Raw genomic sequence first — 16,661 nt, forward strand, 5'->3', positions numbered from 1 at the left:
TAAAATCGACTTGCGCATCTTATACAGAATGCGTAAGTCGATCAAATACTATATGATAACAATATTATTTTATTCTTGTTTGATAAGCCCATATGCTAAATTGGATATCATCTTTAATCTAACCGAAGACTATGCTAATATCCTAATCCTTTTTATACGAGGAAATGAGGCTAATTTTGAGCACTAATCTGTGCCATCTGTATAGCAGTGATTGCTGCTTCCTCACCTTTGTTACCATGTTGGCCGCCAGCCCTATCTAATGCTTGTTGTTGATTGTCTGTCGTTAGAACGCCAAAAATAACAGGTTTATTGTATTTTATGGCAACATTACTGATACCATTAGCAACGGCATCACAGATGAAATCAAAATGGCGTGTTTCTCCTTGAATCACGCATCCTAAACAAATGATTGCGTCAAATGAGTCATCACGTAATAATATATCAGCTCCAGTAATTAATTCATAACTACCAGGTACTTCTATGATTGTTATATTTTCTTCTTGTGCTCCGTGCTTTTCTAATCCAGAAACTGCTCCATTTAGTAGAGCTCCAGTTATCTCTGCATTCCACTGCGCTACAACAATTCCAAATTTAAAGGGACTTGCGTTTGCAACTTTGATGTGAGAGAAGTCGGATAAATTTTTAATGCTACTTGCCATATTAAAACAAACTTAGATAAATTTGCGTAGATACGCAATATAATTATGTTGATATAAAAGTATTCGTATCTTTTGTTGGCACCTGTGAAAGCTAGGCTGCTATCGTTCGTATTATCTGCCTATGATGTGTTTTTGCTGAGCAGATACCATAAAAAAAGGCTGCCTTTGAGAGCAACCTTTAATATGATTAATAAGTATTGTATGCTATAAATGTGCTTGAGCACGACCAATAAGAGCATCGATCATAGCTGCTTCTTGACTTTCAGGGAAATCTAATTTGATTTTTCTGTATGTATCCGCGGCTTGTTTGAACTCATTTTGTGCTTCATATACTAATCCTAGTTTTTTCAAAAATAATGGAGTAGTATACGAGTTTGTGGATTTATCCGCTGCCTCTTTGTAAAATGAAGCTGCTTTTTTATAATCTTTTAATTCAGAATATACATCACCTTTTAATCCAATTACCAATGGATCTAGAACTGCGCTACCTGTTGCCGAGTAGTTCTCTAGCGCTTCAATGGCTTCATTGTATTTTCCTTGACGTAAGTATAAACCTCCTAAATAAGCATTTGCGATGTTAGCCGATTTCGTGTTTGAATATTCATCTGCGATTTCTTTAAATCCTAAGAAAGAGCCGTCGCCTTCAATAGCACGATTTTGTAACGAATCTATTGTTGCATATTCTTCCGCTTTAAATATTTCATTAGCTGCTTTTTCAGCTCTTGGTTGTAAATAAAGCTTTTGATATCCAAAATACAATATAATTAACACAAAAATACCACCTACAATAAAAGTGATGCTTTTTTGATTGTCCTGAAAAGATGAACCTTGTGAAGGTTTATTCGCTTGTCCAGCGTTATTTTGGTTTTGATTTTTAGACATTATGATTCAATGAAAAAAGATAGATTGCAAAAATACAATTTTACTGTAAATATGCAAGCATTTGTAATTATAATAAACGTTAAACTCTATTTACTAAGTTTCTTTCGGCTTCAATTTCTTTATCTATTTGTTCATAGATGGAGTTTTGGCTTTTAAATTCAGGTACAATTCTTTTCATTTCTAAAACGACATCATGTCTGTTTTGTACCCTAATACCCTCTATTAAGTTTTCTAGATGCGTATTGACCTGTTGAAAATCATTCTCTCTGACTTTTGCAATCATGATTTTTTTATGATGCGTAGGCATTGTGTTTTCTAAATCGTTGAGAAGTTCTTCATATAATTTTTCACCAGGACGAAGACCTGTAAATTTGATTTCAATATCCTCATTAGGGATATAGCCTGAAAGTTTGATCATCTTATTGGCCAATTCAATAATCTTCACCGATTTACCCATGTCAAAAACAAAGATTTCACCTCCTTCACCCATAGATCCGGCTTCTAGTACCAACTGGCAAGCTTCGGGAATGGTCATGAAATAACGTGTGATCTCGGGGTGGGTAACCGTTACTGGCCCCCCTTTTTCGATTTGATCTCTAAATCGGGGTATAACAGAGCCATTCGATCCTAAAACATTGCCAAATCTCGTGGTTATGAATTTAGTCTTCGCATTAATATGCTTATTTGAATGTAAGAAGTGGTTGAAAGATTGTACATATATCTCGGCAATTCTTTTTGTAGCACCCATAATATTTGTGGGATTAACGGCTTTATCGGTTGAAACAAAAACAAATTTATCCGCACCAAATTCAACCGCTAAATTAGCGATGTTTCTTGTGCCAACAACATTCGTATGTACCGCCTCTAAAGGATGATTCTCCATCATCGGGACATGCTTATATGCAGCAGCATGGTAAACGTAATGAGGCTTGAAAGTCTCGAACATCAGTTTCATTCGGTCAAGACTACGTACGTCTCCAATAAATGAATGATAGACCTGCTGCGGGTACTCGTCCTGTAGATCCAGTTGTAAATTGTGTAGTGGTGACTCCGCTTGGTCACAAAGAATGATCATCTGCGGCTCAAATCTACCTAACTGTCTTGCAATTTCGCTACCAATAGAACCAGCAGCCCCTGTTACTAAGATCCGTTTACCCTTAAGTTGACTTAAGATATTGGTATTGCTGATTTTTATAGGAGACCTTTCAAGGAGATCTTCAATTTTTATTTTTTGTATCTGATTGGGATTTAACTCCCCATTCATTATTTTCTTGACGGGAGGCAACGTTAATATCGTGACCTTTTTTGCTAAACAGATGTCGATGACATCATTTTTAGATTCCAATGGTATATTGTGAGAAGCAATGATGACCTCTTCAATGTTCAAGTCGATGATGACTTGACCTAATTTCTTTGGGTCAAAAATTTTGATGCCATCAATCACTTTCCCAATCTTTTGCTCATTGTCATCTAAATAACCAACAATGGCATTTTTTGATCTGATATCATGGTCTAAGGCTCTTTTAACAGTAATGCCTAAATCTCCTGCACCATATATGAGCGTGTTGCGTCTTTCACTTCGTATATTTTTCGTGTAAACAAAGAATATCTTGATAAATGTTCTATAGGTGGTGAGCAATAAAAAGCAAAATAGCGCATATAAAATAATCAAGGAGGCGGGTATAGTATGCATGTCTCCTGTCGCTAAAAACACAGTTTTAATAATCAAGAAAACAAGAACTGAGAAAACTATTGCTGTTAGAATACGAATAGAATCTACAGCACTGGTATAGCGGATAATACCGGTATGCATCTTGAATAAATAGAAGGAAGTTGCAGTGACACCCATTGCGTAAAGCAGTCTAATCGCGAAATCGCTTGTATGTATAAAAGCAAAATCAAAACTGTAAAAAATGATATTGGCTAGGGTAAAAGCGCATACTGCGGTAAAAATATCTAATATAAAAATAATCCAGCGAGGAACGATATTAAGTTTATTAAACATAGTTTTTTTTTAGTGCTTATGTGCAAATGTACCTTTTTTTTCTAAAGACGAACCTATTCAACTGCTTAATTTCTTTTGCTTAGCTTAAATAAAAATAGTAAATTTAAAAAGTAATGTATATAATAAATGAGTGACTTAAGTAAATTGGCAAGTCAGGCGATGATACAGCCACAAGAGACTTTGTTAGCAAATTCTTCTCGGGAAAAAAGACTGTTTATTGGTATTCCAAAAGAAATAGCTTTTCAAGAAAGAAGGATTTGTTTGACACCTTTATCGGTCGGTCTTTTAGTAGAAAATGGTCATGAAGTTGTTTTGGAAACTGGTGCAGGTATTGGTTCTAACTTTATGGATCATCACTACAGTGAACAAGGTGCTCGCATTGTCTCCTCAGCCGAGGAGGTATATCAAGCAGATTGTATCGTGAAAATATCGGCTCCAACCTTAGTTGAAGTTGGTATGATGAAACAAAATCAGATTTTGATGTCTTCCCTTCAACCATCATTATTGGAGCTACCGGTTCTTCGTGCGCTAATTCAAAAGAAAATAACGGCTTTATCTTATGAATATTTACGTGATGAAGGTGGCTGTCTAGCTGTTGTTAGAGCAATGAGCGAAATCGTTGGCGCTACCTCTACGCTAATAGCTTCGGAGTACTTAAGTAATAGTTTTGGGGGCAAGGGTCTTATGCTAGGGGGTATTACAGGTGTGCCGCCAACAGAGATGGTTATAATAGGTGCTGGAACGGTAGGGGAGTATGCTGCTCGAACCGCAATTGCCTTAGGCGCACAGGTGAAAGTCTTCGATAATTCAATTTATAAATTGCGACGATTACAGAATAATTTGGGAAGTCGCGTGTATACTTCCATTATCCAACCGACTATTCTTAATAAAGCAGTTAAAAGTTGTGATGTGGTTATTGGTGCCTTGCGTTCAAAAAATGGAAGAACACCTTGTATCATATCCGACGAGACCGTTTCTGAGATGAAGCCTAATGCGGTTATCATAGATGTCAGTATCGACCAAGGAGGGTGTTTTGAAACTTCCCGTATTACGACTCATGATAGACCAACCTTTATTAAGTACGATGTTATCCATTATTGCGTACCCAATATCGCCTCTCGAGTTGCGCGATCCGCTACGTATGCTTTGACTAATATTTTTACACCTATATTATTGGATATTGCAGAGCAGGGAGGAGTGAAAAATGTCATTTGGAGAAATGCAGGAATTAGATGCGCAACCTATCTATATCAAGGAGTATTAACAAACAAAGATATTGCCTCGAAATTTGATATGACTGCGAAGGACTTAGATTTAATTATTGTGACCAATTTGTAGCTTATGGAGCCATTAGGAGCGTAAATCACTCAAAGTATCGAGCTGAATTTAGTTTGCGAGTTCACGAAAGAATATTTGGCTCATAATAGCTTCAACACCGATAAAAAACAAATTATATTCTGATGAAAAGTATTTTAATAATGATTATTTTCTCTATTGTGTTTCAGGCGAATGCTCAAGAAAAGTTTGCGCTATATGAAGATAGTATCCCAAATTCCATAAATAAAGATACGGCAAGGTTTAATCGTAATATTCCCGAAATATTCGTTTATAAACCTGAGCTCAATAAAGATAAGGGAATTGGTGTTTTGGTAATTCCAGGTGGAGGATATGCGCATATTGCCATAGATCATGAAGGGCATGATGTGGCAAAAGAATTGACGAAAGAAGGTTTTACAGCATTTGTGCTAAAATATAGATTGCCTTCTCCAAATATCATGGTAGACAAAAGTATTGGTCCCATACAAGATGCACAGCGAGCGATGCAGTTTATCCGAAATGGTTATCCGACTTTGAAAAAGGTGGGAGTGATCGGTTTTTCAGCAGGTGGACATCTTGCTTCTACTTTACTGACTAAATTCAATCACCCATTTATTGCTAATCCTACTGGTGTATCCTTAGCTCCAGATTTTGGAGGATTGATTTATCCCGTCATCTCAATGGTGGATAGCATCACACATAAAGGTTCTAAAATAAATTTGTTAGGTGAGCATCCCTCTTTAGATAAGATTAATGAGTTTTCATCTGAAAAGCAGGTAACTGCTGAAGTTTGTCCTGTATTTTTTGTACATGCCAAAGATGATAAGGCCGTGCCTATTGAGAATACTTATTTGATGATTGAAGCACTCGATGCTGCCCATGTAAAAAATAAATTGTTGACTTATGAAGAGGGTGGCCACGGTTTTGGGTTGGTTAATAAAACAAGTCCCATAGCTTGGTTGGATAGTTTTATGGAGTGGGTCGATTAATTCGGCTTAGGATAGCTTTAAGCTTAGTGGAGAGCGCCCATTGACTCCATTTGTATTCGGTAATTAATTAATGAAGTGCGAAGGGCAAGCCTTAAATGCCTTCGAAAATTGAAAGATTAAGGAATGATACAATCCGCATGTGTCGAGCGTATTGATGCATCGGAAGTATTATCCTGTTATAAAAAAATATGCGGATGAAAAATATTTTAGGTCTTATTCTTAGCTTCCTGTTTTTTGCTGCAGAAGCACAGACGTCTGATAGCGGATGGAAAGTACAGCTAAATGAAACAGCTCCCACCTTTGTAGTTCCTGGTAAGGATAGTACATTGGTTTCGAGTGCAGATTTAAAAGGAAAGGTTGTGCTACTTAATTTTTTCGCAACTTGGTGTCCGCCGTGCAGAGAAGAACTTCCGAGGTTACAAAAGGAAGTTTGGGATAAATACAAAGATCATCCGAAGTTTTCACTTTTGGTGTTAGCCCGCGAACAGAATTGGGATAAAATTGATCCTTTTTTAGCTGAGCATAAATTTACTTTGCCTATTTATCCTGATTTAGAACGAAACGTATTTGGTTTATTTGCAGACCAAGGTATTCCACGCAACGTCATTATTGATGGTGAAGGTAAAGTCATCTACCAGTCCATCGGCTATGAGGCAAAAGAGTTCGATGAATTGATTGCTCTCTTGGACAGTATATTGCTTAAAGACTGATATATTGTTGGATTGTTATTGATACTGCTGCACCTACCTGCATATTGACGGGATCTGTGGTTATGGCATGCAGATGTAGTTCGCCAGATGAAACGACCAATTCATAATAGAACCCTCTAAAACGGATATCTACTAACGTGAATTGATGTGCGCTATCTGAAGGATGGACAGACACCCATTCCTGATGTATGATGATGGTCGATCCGCCTTGGATATCGAGCAATTGAGCTTCGGAACTACTTAGGATATTGCTTTTCGCCAGTAGTTGTGCTGTGTACGGATTTGTAGGTCTTTCATAAAGGTCGCGGGGATGTCCTTGATCCAGAATGCGACCATCTTTCATGACAATAAGATCGTCCGCCAAGGCAAGAACTTCTGTCGGGTCATGCGATACGAGTATAATCGTCAGACCAGTATCGACTACAATTTGCTTGATATCTTGTTGTAAGGTGTCCCTAAATGAAGCATCTACCTGATTGAAAGGCTCGTCCATTAATAGAACTTTAGGATCATTGACAAGTGCTCTACAGATGGCTACGCGTTGTTTCTCACCACCACTGATGTCAGCAATTCTTTTTTTTGCGAGATGGTCGATGCGCAATCTTTTCAAAATTGCAGCAGTTTTATTGTGCTTAGCTTCTAAATTCGTGTTTGGCAGTTGCGAAGCAACATTATCCCAAACATTTGCAAATGTGTTTAAATCATCAAAACCTTGAGATACCAGTTTCATATCTTGATGACCTGGTATTAATTTATCTTTTCTTGTGGGCACCAACCACCCTTTATAGCGAACTTCACCTTGTAAGGGTTCCAGTAAGCCATAAATCAATCGAAGAAGGGTACTTTTCCCACTTCCCGATTCTCCAATAATGGCTGTGATTTTACCTTCTTGAATTCCTAGGTCTGCCTGATCTACGGCTAAGATTTCTGCTTTTTCTGAAAATGAAAAACTGAGATTTTTAGTATGGATATAGGGAAGTCCAAGGACCTCTTTATCAAAGGGTACGTATTGACAAGAAGATTGTAACATATTTTTCAAAATAAAAAAGCCGAATTTTTTGATTCGGCTTAAAATTAAGCATAATAATATTATTCTTCTCTAAAAACCTAGTGTTAGACCAAAAGTAAAGTTATTCAGACCATCTTGATTTGGGCTATTTTCAAACATATCGTTGAAATAGTATTTGACAAAAACTCCCATAGAATCATAACCGAGCCTTGCAAAGGCCCCGTATTGGAAACTCGCGAGGTTGTAGTTGTCCTTAAATTTTTGACTTCCTTGCGCACTACTTTTTAGACGCTGACTTCCTTTTAATAAGATTCCGGTCATTGCGCCAACGGCAAGTTTGGCGCGATCACCATTTTTGAATTTTTTACTTCTGAATTCAAATGTTAATGGAACACGTAGGTATGTGGATGTGAACACATTTTTCTTATAATTGATGTCCTCAGGATAGGAATAGTCTAAAGGTGTGGCATCCTGATCTAATAAAACATTGTGTTTTAATCTTAAATAATTCCATTCGAACCCTGTCGATATATATGTTTTGAATTGATCACTAAATCTAAGGCCAAATTGCGCAATATCGAAACCAAAATTGGATGCTTTTTTATATTCTAAAAACTCGTTATTTTCATTTAGGGTAAAACTACCGTCATTGATAAGTCTTGAAAATCCCCAATCTATACGAGAAAATGTAATTCCTCCGAATGTTCTTGGATATTTGGATACAGCAGGTTTGTCTTTATCGTCGGCTTTATCGCTATCTTCTTTACCTAAAATACTCGTTGAAATATTTATTTTTTTAGTGCTATCTTGTTGTGCATGAGATTTTCCTATCATGCAGCAAATTAGGATACCGGTGATTGCGAACGATACAATATATTTTTTCATATAGAAAGAGTTTATAAGGTGTTACTTTTTTCTTTTTTTATTTTTAACGAGGCTATTCAGGAGGTCAATCTGTAATGATCCTTCGTCATCATTGCTGAACTGAACTTCTGGACCATTCCCTTGATTAATGGTTTTGCTGAGGATATTGAGCACTTTGGTTACAACAGTTTGCGAGTTTGTGTTGGTAGAAGCCATCATACTATTCTCTTCTTCAGGATTTTCAACCAATGGTTTGATGGGTATGTATTCAACTACACGAGTAGCCTGTGTTTGTGTGTCTACCACAACTATGATCGGTTGCTCTTTGTCCACTTTTAATCGTTGAAATGCTTGCTGTTTTTCAGACGGAATGACTTCCGTGTATGATGCTATAGGTTGCACTGATTTGTTTTCATGCGGGTTGGCGTTGTTTACAGATTTGCCCGAAAACTGCACCTGTTTTTCTATAATTACGGGTGCTACCTTTGGTGTTACTTTTTGCGGAGTTATAATTTCATTATCTATTTTGCGCTCAGCATATCTTATATTTTCAGCATTATTGCCAGACTGGTGTTGTAGTAGAAAACTGGCAATACCTACACAGATTAAGATTGCTGCTGCTGCAACTATTGCTTTCAACCAACTTGTTTTTTTCTTTATTGGGACGACCTTTTGTTCATCAAGTTCTAGTACTATTTTTTTCCATACATCCGTGCTCGGTTGTATGTCAAGGTTATCAAAATGATCCCGTAATAATTTATCTAAATCTTGATCTTTCATAATGTTAATGCCTCAATTTTTAATAATCTTGTTTTTAACCATTGCCTTGCCCGAGATAACTGTGACTTTGAGTTTCCTTCACTTATGTTGAGCATCTCTGAAATTTCTTTATGAGCATATCCTTCGATGGCATAGAGATTAAAAACGGTACGGTAACCAACAGGTAATTGATGGACGAGAGACATGAGGTCTTTGTAATGTAGCGGATCACTATGGGTGGTATTCGTTATTTCAAGAACACCATCACTTTCAAGTGGTTCTACAAAACTAATTTTATTTTTGCGTTGTGTTTCAATTGCGGTGTTGACCATAATCTTTCGTATCCATCCTTCTAAAGATCCATTTTCTGAAAATAGATGCGCTTTAGAAAATACTTTTACAAAACCGATCTGCAGTATGTCTTCAGCTTCTAAGCTATCTTTAGCATAGCGTAAACAGACGGCATACATTTTTTTAGAGAAAAACTGGTATAAATCAAATTGTGCTTTTCTATCTCCTAGGAGACATTTTTTCCATATTGAATCTATACTTAGGTTTTCCAAAATTTAATCAGTTTATATTAGGAAGACGTAAGATAAAGGATAAAGGTTGCGTGGGGTACAACTATTTTATAATTATTTTTCGACTGCTTGGAGAAGTGATCTCAATTTCAATTATTTTAGCATCTTCAGGAAGTAGGTTTGGGATTTTGTTAGGCCATTCAATGAAACAATAATTCCCCGAGTAGAAATAATCTTCATAACCAAAATCGTAAGCTTCTTCTTCTTCTTTTATCCTGTAAAAATCGAAATGGAAGATTGTACCTTGAGCCGAATGATATTCATTTACGATAGAAAATGTGGGACTAGAGGTGTTGTCTTCCACCTGTAAGGCTTCGCAAAGGGCTTTAATAAAGGTGGTTTTTCCTGCACCCATATTTCCATAAAAAAGAAAAACACGATCATCAGGAAAGGATTTTAAAATTAATTCTGCAGCATGACCTAATTCCGATAGTTGATTGACTTCGATTACCATGCTGCAAAATTACTTATTTGGAAGTATAAGTAGCGAAAGGAATGATCATTTCTTCCAATGAAATGCCTCCGTGTTGGAAAGTTTCATTAAAATAATTGACAAATTGATTGTAATTATTAGGGTATACAAAATAAGAGTCTTCTTTGGCAAATACAAAACAAGAGCTCATATGAAGCTTAGGAAGTTGTGCATCATGTGGGTTTTTAATTAAAAAAACGTCCTTTTCTATGAAATTTAAGTTTTTGCCTTGTTTATAGCGTAGGTTGGTATTCGTATTTCGATCCCCAACGATTTTACTCGGTTTTTTCACTTTGATGGTACCGTGGTCAGTCGTTATAATGACCTTTACGTTGCGTTGTGAAAGCCATTTTAAAGCTTCGAACAATGGAGAGTGCTCAAACCATGAAAGCGTCAAAGAGCGGTATGCCGCTTCGTTATTTGCCAATTCACGAATCATCGCCATATCTGTCCTTGCATGCGAAAGCATATCTACGAAGTTGTAAACAAGTACGTTTAGGTTGTTTTGCATGAGATTACTCAGGTTGTCAACAACATCTTTACCTTGATCCAAAGTCAATACTTTTGTATAGGAATGCTTAATGGGCTTACGGTAGACACGATTAATCTGGTCTTCTAAAAATTTATCCTCATATAAGTTTTTACCACCTTCGTCCTCATCGTTCTGCCACATTTTAGGAAATCTTTTTTCCATTTCTAAAGGTGTTAATCCACTAAAAATGGCGTTACGAGCATATTGTGTGGCAGTAGGCAAGATACTGTAATAGGTGTCTTCTTCCTCTAATCTAAAATAATCGGTAATAACTTCGTTGATTACTTTCCACTGGTCGTAACGCAGATTGTCTATTAAAAAGAAAAATGTAGGTCTATCCTCCGTTAATTGGGTGAATACTTTTTTCTTAAATAACTGATGTGATAAAATCGGAGACTGATCTGGATTTTTCATCCAGTTCAAGTAATTACGTTCGATAAATTTCGAGAATTGAACATTAGCTTCCGATTTTTGCGTGGTCAAGATTTCGTGCATTCCTGCATCTTCAAGCTTCTCGAGCGAAAGTTCCCAATAGATTAGTTTTTTATAAGCTTCGGTCCATTGTTTATAGCTTAAATCATCATTCAGTACCATACCTAGATTTCTAAAATCCTGTTGGTAGGCCATTGATGTTTTTTCATTGACAAGCCTTCTGTTTTCCGTTAGCTTTTTAATCGTCAATAGAATTTGCTTAGGATTGACAGGTTTTATCAGGTAGTCGTCTATTTTAGAGCCAATGGCATCTTCCATGACATGCTCCTCCTCATTTTTAGTCACCAGTACGGTCGGAACTGTGGGGTTTATGGATTTTAATATGGCCAATGTTTCTAGACCTGTTAATCCAGGCATATTTTCATCTAAAAAAACGAGATCAAAAAGACCTTCTTTGAAAGCATCTACCGCATCATTACCATTATTTACTGTTTTGACCTTATAGCCTCTCTCCTCTAATAAAAGGATATGAGGTTTTAAGAAATCAATCTCATCATCTGCCCAAAGTATATGTGTTTTTTGCATGTTGTTCTATTTGCTATAATCAAAATTGATCGTATCCCAATTGTTTTATCTTTCAGGGAGTTGGTGGGATAGTCAGTTGTTATTTTGATTTATTTTCGTAATATATACGAACTTAAATAAAAAAGGGACTCCACCTATTATTTTTAACACTTGTTAACGACTTAAACTAATTATATTTGTGGTAATATTTAACATCTACAAGAGGAAAATAAGTAGACTCAGCTATTCATTATATCAAGAACAATGGTATTGAATTATTGTTTCGCAGTATTAACAGCAGTAATACATTCAAAATTTGAATAAGAAAAAAATAATAAATGACCCTGTCTATGGATTCGTTTCCATTCCATCGGGCTTAATTTTTGACCTTATACAGCATCCTTACTTTCAACGATTACGGTACATCAAGCAAGTGAGTATGACGCATTTGGTTTATCCAGGAGCATTGCATACACGTTTTCAGCATGCGATCGGAGCTATGCATCTCATGTCTCTCGCTATCGTTACCTTGAAAGCTAAAGGTGTCGCAATTAGTGAAGAGGAAGAAGAGGCCGCATTGGCCGCGATATTGTTACACGATATTGGGCATGGACCATTTTCACATTCTTTGGAACATACGATTATTGATGGTGTTTCTCACGAACTACTATCGTCTTTATTAATGGATCGTATCAATAAGGATTTCGAAGGAAAATTGGATTTGGCGATTATCATGTTCAATAATAAATATCAACGTAATTTTTTCCATCAGTTGGTTTCTAGTCAACTGGATACCGATCGAATGGATTACCTCTGTAGAGATAGTTTCTTTACAGGAGTTTCGGAAGGGGTTATCTCTTTTGACCGTATTATTGCCATGCTCTTCGTTGTTGATGATGAACTTGTTGTTGAACAAAAGGGAATCTATTCGGTCGAAAAGTTTCTGATAGCTAGGAGATTAATGTATTGGCAAGTATACCTGCATAAGACAGTGGTAGGAGCAGAGCAACTATTAATCAAAATATTGCAACGGGCAAAGCAGCTATCTAATAGTGGTGTGTCTATGTTTGCAACACCAGCTTTCAGTTGGTTTTTAACCCAAAAGATTGATAAAAGTAATTTTTTGGCCGATGAGTCACATCTAGACTGGTTTACACGTTTAGATGATACTGATATTATGTCGGCAATCAAAACTTGGGTACAGCATGAAGATAAGATACTGCGCGTCATGTGCCAAAAGTTGATGAGCCGGGAGTTGTATCGTACCGTCATGAGTAATGAGCCTTTTTCAGAAGAATTGATGGCTGAAGTTTACCGTCGAGTAAGAAGTCATTTTCATGCGAGCGATGATGAATTGCAATATTATGTCTTTACGCAAGCCATTCATAATAGTGCATATGACATTCACCAGGATACCATTAAGATATTGATGAAGACTGGGGAGATCAGCGATATCGCTGAAGCTTCAGATTTGTCAAACTTGGAGGCTTTGGCAAAAAAAGTACAGAAGTTCACGCTTTGTTATCCGAAAGAGCTGGGATATATATCAATTCCAGTTAAAATATAATTAAAATATAATAAAAAAACATAGCTTTGTAGCATGCAATTTACTGCTCAACAAATAGCATCCTTATTAAATGGATCAATAGAGGGGAATCCTGATGTAGAAGTTTCAAATTTAGCGAAAATAGAAGAAGCTTCTTTAGGGGATCTTTCGTTTCTATCGAATCCTAAATATGAGCAATTTCTATATGAGACAAATGCCTCTATAGTAATCGTTAATGAAGATCAACAAATTTTATCGGCTCCTAAATCAACATTAACGTTGATTCGTGTAAAAAATGCCTATAGTGCGTTTTCTACATTATTGAATATCTATAATGAAGTTCGTTTAGACCGAAAAGGTCGAGAAGAGCCTTCGTATATACACGATAGTACCGAAATAGGGGAAGAAGGCTATATTGGCGCTTTTGCTTATATCGGTAAGGGAGGAAAGATTGGTAAAAATGTGAAAATTTACCCGCAAGTTTATGTTGGAGATAATGTCATCATAGGTGATAATACAACCTTATTCCCTGGAGTTAAAATTTACCAAGATTGTATCTTAGGTCGTAATGTAACTATTCACTCGGGAACCGTTGTTGGTTCTGATGGATTTGGTTTTGCTCCGCAGGAGGATGGCACCTATACTAAGGTACCTCAAATTGGAAATGTAGTTATCGAAGATGATATCGAAATAGGGGCAAATACGGTCATTGATCGCGCAACTATGGGCTCTACAATATTGCGTAAAGGTGCCAAATTGGATAACTTAATCCAAATAGCACATAATGTCGAACTAGGTAAAAACACCGTAATTGCAGCTCAGACGGGTGTGTCTGGTAGCAGTAAGATAGGAGAAAATGTTATTCTAGGTGGACAGGTAGGCGTAGTAGGTCATATTACTATTGCAGACGGAAGTCAGATACAAGCACAGTCTGGAATAAATAGGTCGATAACCGAAGAAAATAAAAAATGGGCTGGTAGTCCTGTTTTGGGTTATCAATCAAATATGAGATCGCATGTTATTTATGCAAAATTGCCAGATTTGGAAAAACGCATAAGAGAATTAGAGCGATTGTTAAAGGAAAATTTGAAATCTTAAAAGAACCTTATGGTCGTTTTTGATTAAATATATGTTAGAAATGAATGTAAAACAAAGAACCATCAAGCAAGATGTGGTCATATCTGGAGTCGGTTTACATACAGGTAAAACTGTTTCGATGACAATAAAACAAGCTCCTGAAAATCATTGGTATAAGTTTAAAAGAATAGATTTAGAAGGTCAACCAGAGGTATTGGTTGATGCTGATAATGTTACAGATACATCAAGAGGTACTACGATTTCGCAAAATGGCGCAAGTGTAAGCACCATCGAACATTTGATGGCAGCTTTAGTCGGTTTACAGATAGATAACGTATTAATAGAGATTGATGGACCAGAAGTTCCTATCTTAGATGGTAGTTCTGCGATATTTATAGAAAAATTTGAAGCTGCAGGTTACGAAGAGTTAGATGCTGATCGTGATTATTATGAAATACCTAGTAATATTCATCATATAGAAGAAGACCGTAAAGTAGAAATCATGGCAATGCCGTTAGATGGTTATCGCTTAACGTGTATGATTGATTTTAACTCTCCTGTGTTAGGAAGCCAGCATGCTGCCATCAATACAATTGAAGATTTCTCCAAAGAGATTTCATCGTCACGAACATTCTGCTTTTTACATGAGTTGGAAATGTTGGTGGATAACGGTCTGATTAAAGGAGGCGATTTAAGCAATGCAATCGTAATCGTTGATAAAGAGACTTCACCTGAAGAGCTGAAGAAATTATCACATTTATTCAACCGCGATGATGTTACTGTTGCAAAAGAAGGTATCTTGAGCAATATTCAGTTACGTCATCAAAATGAGCCTGCCCGTCATAAATTATTAGACATGGTCGGCGATTTAGCATTAGTAGGCAGACCATTGAAAGGTCATGTTATGGCAGCACGCCCCGGACATGCGGCAAACGTTGCTTTTGCGAAAAAAATTAAAGAACAAATACGGAAAGATAAGAATACAAAAAAGATAAAGGTATACGATCCTAATATGACTCCTGTGTATGACACGGTGCAGATTATGAAGATTTTGCCTCATCGTCAACCGATGTTAATGGTTGATAAGATTTTGGAGTTAACCGAAAATCACGTAGTAGGCTTGAAAAATGTGACAATGAATGAAGATTTATTCATGGGACATTTTCCTGGTGCTCCGATATTTCCAGGTGTTTTGCAAATTGAAGCAATGGCGCAAACGGGTGGTATTTTAGTGTTGAATACTGTACCGGACCCTGAAAATTGGTTAACTTTATTTTTAAAAATAGAAAATGCACGCTTTAAGGTGCAAGTTAGTCCAGGTGATACGATTATTTTTAGATGTGATTTGACGGAACCTATCCGTAGAGGCATAGCAAAAATGAAAGGTGTTGCCATGGTAGGTGAAAAAGTTGTTTGCGAAGCTGAGTTAATGGCTCAGATCGTGAAAGTAAAATAATAGGAGAAATGATACAGCCGTTAGCTTATATTCATCCAGAAGCAAAAATTGCTCAAAATGTTGTTATAGAGCCATTTGCTACGATTCATAAAGATGTAGTAATTGGAGAAGGAACGTGGATCGGTTCCAATGTAACAATTATGGATGGGGCACGTATTGGGAAAAATTGTAAAATTTATCCAGGAGCAGTGATTTCAGGTGAACCTCAAGATTTGAAGTTTGACGGAGAGATTACAACTGCAGAAATTGGGGATAATACGACAATTCGCGAATGCGTTACAATCAATAGAGGTACAAAAGATAAATTTCGTACCGTAATAGGGAAGCATTGCTTGATACAAGCATATAGCCATATTGCGCATGACTGTACAATAGGAGACTATTGTATATTTTCCAATAGCAGTACATTAGCTGGACATATCACCGTTGGTGATTATGTTGTTTTGGCAGGAATGGTCGCTGTTCATCAATTTTGTACTATCGGATCGCATGCATTTGTGACAGGTGGTACACTCGTGAGAAAAGATGTCCCTCCGTTTATCAAAGCAGCTCGTGAGCCTATTTCTTATGCAGGAATAAACTCTGTTGGCTTAAGAAGAAGAGGATTCACAGAAGAGCAAATTGCGGAAATACAGAATATTTATCGTGTACTGTTTATTCAAAACAGGAATTTAACAAAAGCAGCAGCTATTATCGAAGCTGAATTTCAGGCTACTGAAATTCGTGATGAGATTTTAGGTTTTATCCGTAATTCAAACCGTGGGGTTATTAAAGGATTCAATCAAAGAGCTGTTTAATTAAAAGTAG

Annotated in this window: 16 protein-coding genes; 7 read left to right on the top strand and 9 right to left on the bottom strand. The window is 36.7% G+C overall.

Annotated features, from left to right (window positions below; genetic code table 11):
- Positions 1 to 170: 170 nt before the first annotated feature.
- The 3 genes from ribH to KO02_RS01650 all read right to left on the bottom strand — a co-directional run bounded on the left by ribH (position 171) and on the right by KO02_RS01650 (position 3,546).
- Positions 171 to 659 carry a 6,7-dimethyl-8-ribityllumazine synthase gene (ribH, locus tag KO02_RS01640; protein WP_038695268.1) on the bottom strand — a complete coding sequence of 163 codons (489 nt, stop codon included), beginning with the start codon at positions 657 to 659 and terminating at the stop codon, positions 171 to 173.
- Between the two features lie 204 nt (positions 660 to 863).
- Positions 864 to 1,541 carry a tetratricopeptide repeat protein gene (locus KO02_RS01645; RefSeq protein ID WP_038695270.1) on the bottom strand — a complete coding sequence of 226 codons (678 nt, stop codon included), beginning with the start codon at positions 1,539 to 1,541 and terminating at the stop codon, positions 864 to 866.
- A gap of 79 nt (positions 1,542 to 1,620) precedes the next feature.
- Positions 1,621 to 3,546, bottom strand: coding sequence for a polysaccharide biosynthesis protein (locus KO02_RS01650; protein WP_038695272.1), 1,926 nt, complete (start codon positions 3,544 to 3,546; stop codon positions 1,621 to 1,623).
- 126 nt (positions 3,547 to 3,672) lie between these two features.
- On the opposite strand from KO02_RS01650, the gene KO02_RS01655 reads away from it, so the two are divergent.
- From KO02_RS01655 to KO02_RS01665, 3 genes are all read left to right on the top strand, one after another.
- Positions 3,673 to 4,884 carry an alanine dehydrogenase gene (locus KO02_RS01655; protein WP_038695274.1) on the top strand — a complete coding sequence of 404 codons (1,212 nt, stop codon included), beginning with the start codon at positions 3,673 to 3,675 and terminating at the stop codon, positions 4,882 to 4,884.
- 122 nt (positions 4,885 to 5,006) lie between these two features.
- Positions 5,007 to 5,852, top strand: coding sequence for an alpha/beta hydrolase (locus tag KO02_RS01660; protein ID WP_038695276.1), 846 nt, complete (start codon positions 5,007 to 5,009; stop codon positions 5,850 to 5,852).
- Between the two features lie 194 nt (positions 5,853 to 6,046).
- Positions 6,047 to 6,562 (top strand): TlpA family protein disulfide reductase, encoded by a 516-nt coding sequence (locus tag KO02_RS01665; RefSeq protein ID WP_038701975.1) that lies wholly within the window; start codon positions 6,047 to 6,049, stop codon positions 6,560 to 6,562.
- Here KO02_RS01665 and KO02_RS01670 read toward each other — a convergent pair.
- The 6 genes from KO02_RS01670 to KO02_RS01695 form a co-directional block, all read right to left on the bottom strand.
- A complete protein-coding gene (locus KO02_RS01670) occupies positions 6,552 to 7,592 on the bottom strand; it encodes an ABC transporter ATP-binding protein (RefSeq protein ID WP_038695278.1) in 1,041 nt (346 codons plus the stop codon). The two genes, KO02_RS01665 and KO02_RS01670, sit on opposite strands and share 11 nt — an antisense overlap.
- A 69-nt stretch (positions 7,593 to 7,661) precedes the next feature.
- Positions 7,662 to 8,456 (bottom strand): outer membrane beta-barrel protein, encoded by a 795-nt coding sequence (locus KO02_RS01675; RefSeq protein WP_235212322.1) that lies wholly within the window; start codon positions 8,454 to 8,456, stop codon positions 7,662 to 7,664.
- Between the two features lie 21 nt (positions 8,457 to 8,477).
- Positions 8,478 to 9,215 carry a hypothetical protein gene (locus tag KO02_RS01680; RefSeq protein WP_038695282.1) on the bottom strand — a complete coding sequence of 246 codons (738 nt, stop codon included), beginning with the start codon at positions 9,213 to 9,215 and terminating at the stop codon, positions 8,478 to 8,480.
- Positions 9,212 to 9,757: an RNA polymerase sigma factor gene (locus KO02_RS01685; protein WP_038695284.1), complete on the bottom strand. Its 546-nt coding sequence runs from the start codon at positions 9,755 to 9,757 to the stop codon at positions 9,212 to 9,214. Before KO02_RS01685 ends, KO02_RS01680 begins: the two co-directional genes overlap by 4 nt.
- 61 nt (positions 9,758 to 9,818) lie before the next feature.
- Positions 9,819 to 10,229, bottom strand: coding sequence for a tRNA (adenosine(37)-N6)-threonylcarbamoyltransferase complex ATPase subunit type 1 TsaE (gene tsaE / locus KO02_RS01690; protein ID WP_038695286.1), 411 nt, complete (start codon positions 10,227 to 10,229; stop codon positions 9,819 to 9,821).
- Positions 10,230 to 10,242: 13 nt separating this feature from the next.
- Positions 10,243 to 11,796, bottom strand: a complete 1,554-nt coding sequence (locus tag KO02_RS01695) for a PglZ domain-containing protein (RefSeq protein ID WP_038695288.1) — start codon at positions 11,794 to 11,796, stop codon at positions 10,243 to 10,245.
- A gap of 295 nt (positions 11,797 to 12,091) precedes the next feature.
- Between KO02_RS01695 and KO02_RS01700 the strand changes: the two genes are divergently transcribed.
- Genes KO02_RS01700 through lpxA form a run of 4 tightly spaced genes read left to right on the top strand, consistent with a single transcriptional unit; the run spans position 12,092 to position 16,651 of the window.
- A complete protein-coding gene (locus KO02_RS01700) occupies positions 12,092 to 13,342 on the top strand; it encodes an HD domain-containing protein (protein ID WP_038695290.1) in 1,251 nt (416 codons plus the stop codon).
- 33 nt (positions 13,343 to 13,375) lie between these two features.
- On the top strand, positions 13,376 to 14,419 hold the full coding sequence (gene lpxD / locus KO02_RS01705) for a UDP-3-O-(3-hydroxymyristoyl)glucosamine N-acyltransferase (RefSeq protein WP_038695292.1): 1,044 nt from the start codon (positions 13,376 to 13,378) through the stop codon (positions 14,417 to 14,419).
- A 40-nt stretch (positions 14,420 to 14,459) separates the two neighbouring features.
- Entirely contained in the window at positions 14,460 to 15,854 is a 1,395-nt protein-coding gene (locus tag KO02_RS01710; RefSeq protein WP_200878646.1) for a bifunctional UDP-3-O-[3-hydroxymyristoyl] N-acetylglucosamine deacetylase/3-hydroxyacyl-ACP dehydratase, read from the top strand.
- Positions 15,855 to 15,862: 8 nt separating this feature from the next.
- On the top strand, positions 15,863 to 16,651 hold the full coding sequence (gene lpxA, locus KO02_RS01715) for an acyl-ACP--UDP-N-acetylglucosamine O-acyltransferase (RefSeq protein WP_038695296.1): 789 nt from the start codon (positions 15,863 to 15,865) through the stop codon (positions 16,649 to 16,651).
- Positions 16,652 to 16,661 lie beyond the last annotated feature (10 nt).

This window comes from Sphingobacterium sp. ML3W (genome assembly GCF_000747525.1).
GTDB lineage: Bacteria > Bacteroidota > Bacteroidia > Sphingobacteriales > Sphingobacteriaceae > Sphingobacterium.

Excerpts from the sequence above, each read along its gene's own strand:
- ribH (WP_038695268.1), bottom strand. The coding sequence starts at position 659 with ATGGCAAGTAGCATTAAAAATTTATCCGACTTCTCTCACATCAAAGTT.
- tsaE (WP_038695286.1), bottom strand. The coding sequence starts at position 10,229 with ATGGTAATCGAAGTCAATCAACTATCGGAATTAGGTCATGCTGCAGAA.
- KO02_RS01650 (WP_038695272.1), bottom strand. The coding sequence starts at position 3,546 with ATGTTTAATAAACTTAATATCGTTCCTCGCTGGATTATTTTTATATTA.
- KO02_RS01645 (WP_038695270.1), bottom strand. The coding sequence starts at position 1,541 with ATGTCTAAAAATCAAAACCAAAATAACGCTGGACAAGCGAATAAACCT.
- lpxA (WP_038695296.1), top strand. The coding sequence starts at position 15,863 with ATGATACAGCCGTTAGCTTATATTCATCCAGAAGCAAAAATTGCTCAA.
- lpxD (WP_038695292.1), top strand. The coding sequence starts at position 13,376 with ATGCAATTTACTGCTCAACAAATAGCATCCTTATTAAATGGATCAATA.
- KO02_RS01710 (WP_200878646.1), top strand. The coding sequence starts at position 14,460 with ATGAATGTAAAACAAAGAACCATCAAGCAAGATGTGGTCATATCTGGA.
- KO02_RS01695 (WP_038695288.1), bottom strand. The coding sequence starts at position 11,796 with ATGCAAAAAACACATATACTTTGGGCAGATGATGAGATTGATTTCTTA.
- KO02_RS01670 (WP_038695278.1), bottom strand. The coding sequence starts at position 7,592 with ATGTTACAATCTTCTTGTCAATACGTACCCTTTGATAAAGAGGTCCTT.
- KO02_RS01655 (WP_038695274.1), top strand. The coding sequence starts at position 3,673 with ATGAGTGACTTAAGTAAATTGGCAAGTCAGGCGATGATACAGCCACAA.
- KO02_RS01660 (WP_038695276.1), top strand. The coding sequence starts at position 5,007 with ATGAAAAGTATTTTAATAATGATTATTTTCTCTATTGTGTTTCAGGCG.
- KO02_RS01665 (WP_038701975.1), top strand. The coding sequence starts at position 6,047 with ATGAAAAATATTTTAGGTCTTATTCTTAGCTTCCTGTTTTTTGCTGCA.
- KO02_RS01680 (WP_038695282.1), bottom strand. The coding sequence starts at position 9,215 with ATGAAAGATCAAGATTTAGATAAATTATTACGGGATCATTTTGATAAC.
- KO02_RS01675 (WP_235212322.1), bottom strand. The coding sequence starts at position 8,456 with ATGAAAAAATATATTGTATCGTTCGCAATCACCGGTATCCTAATTTGC.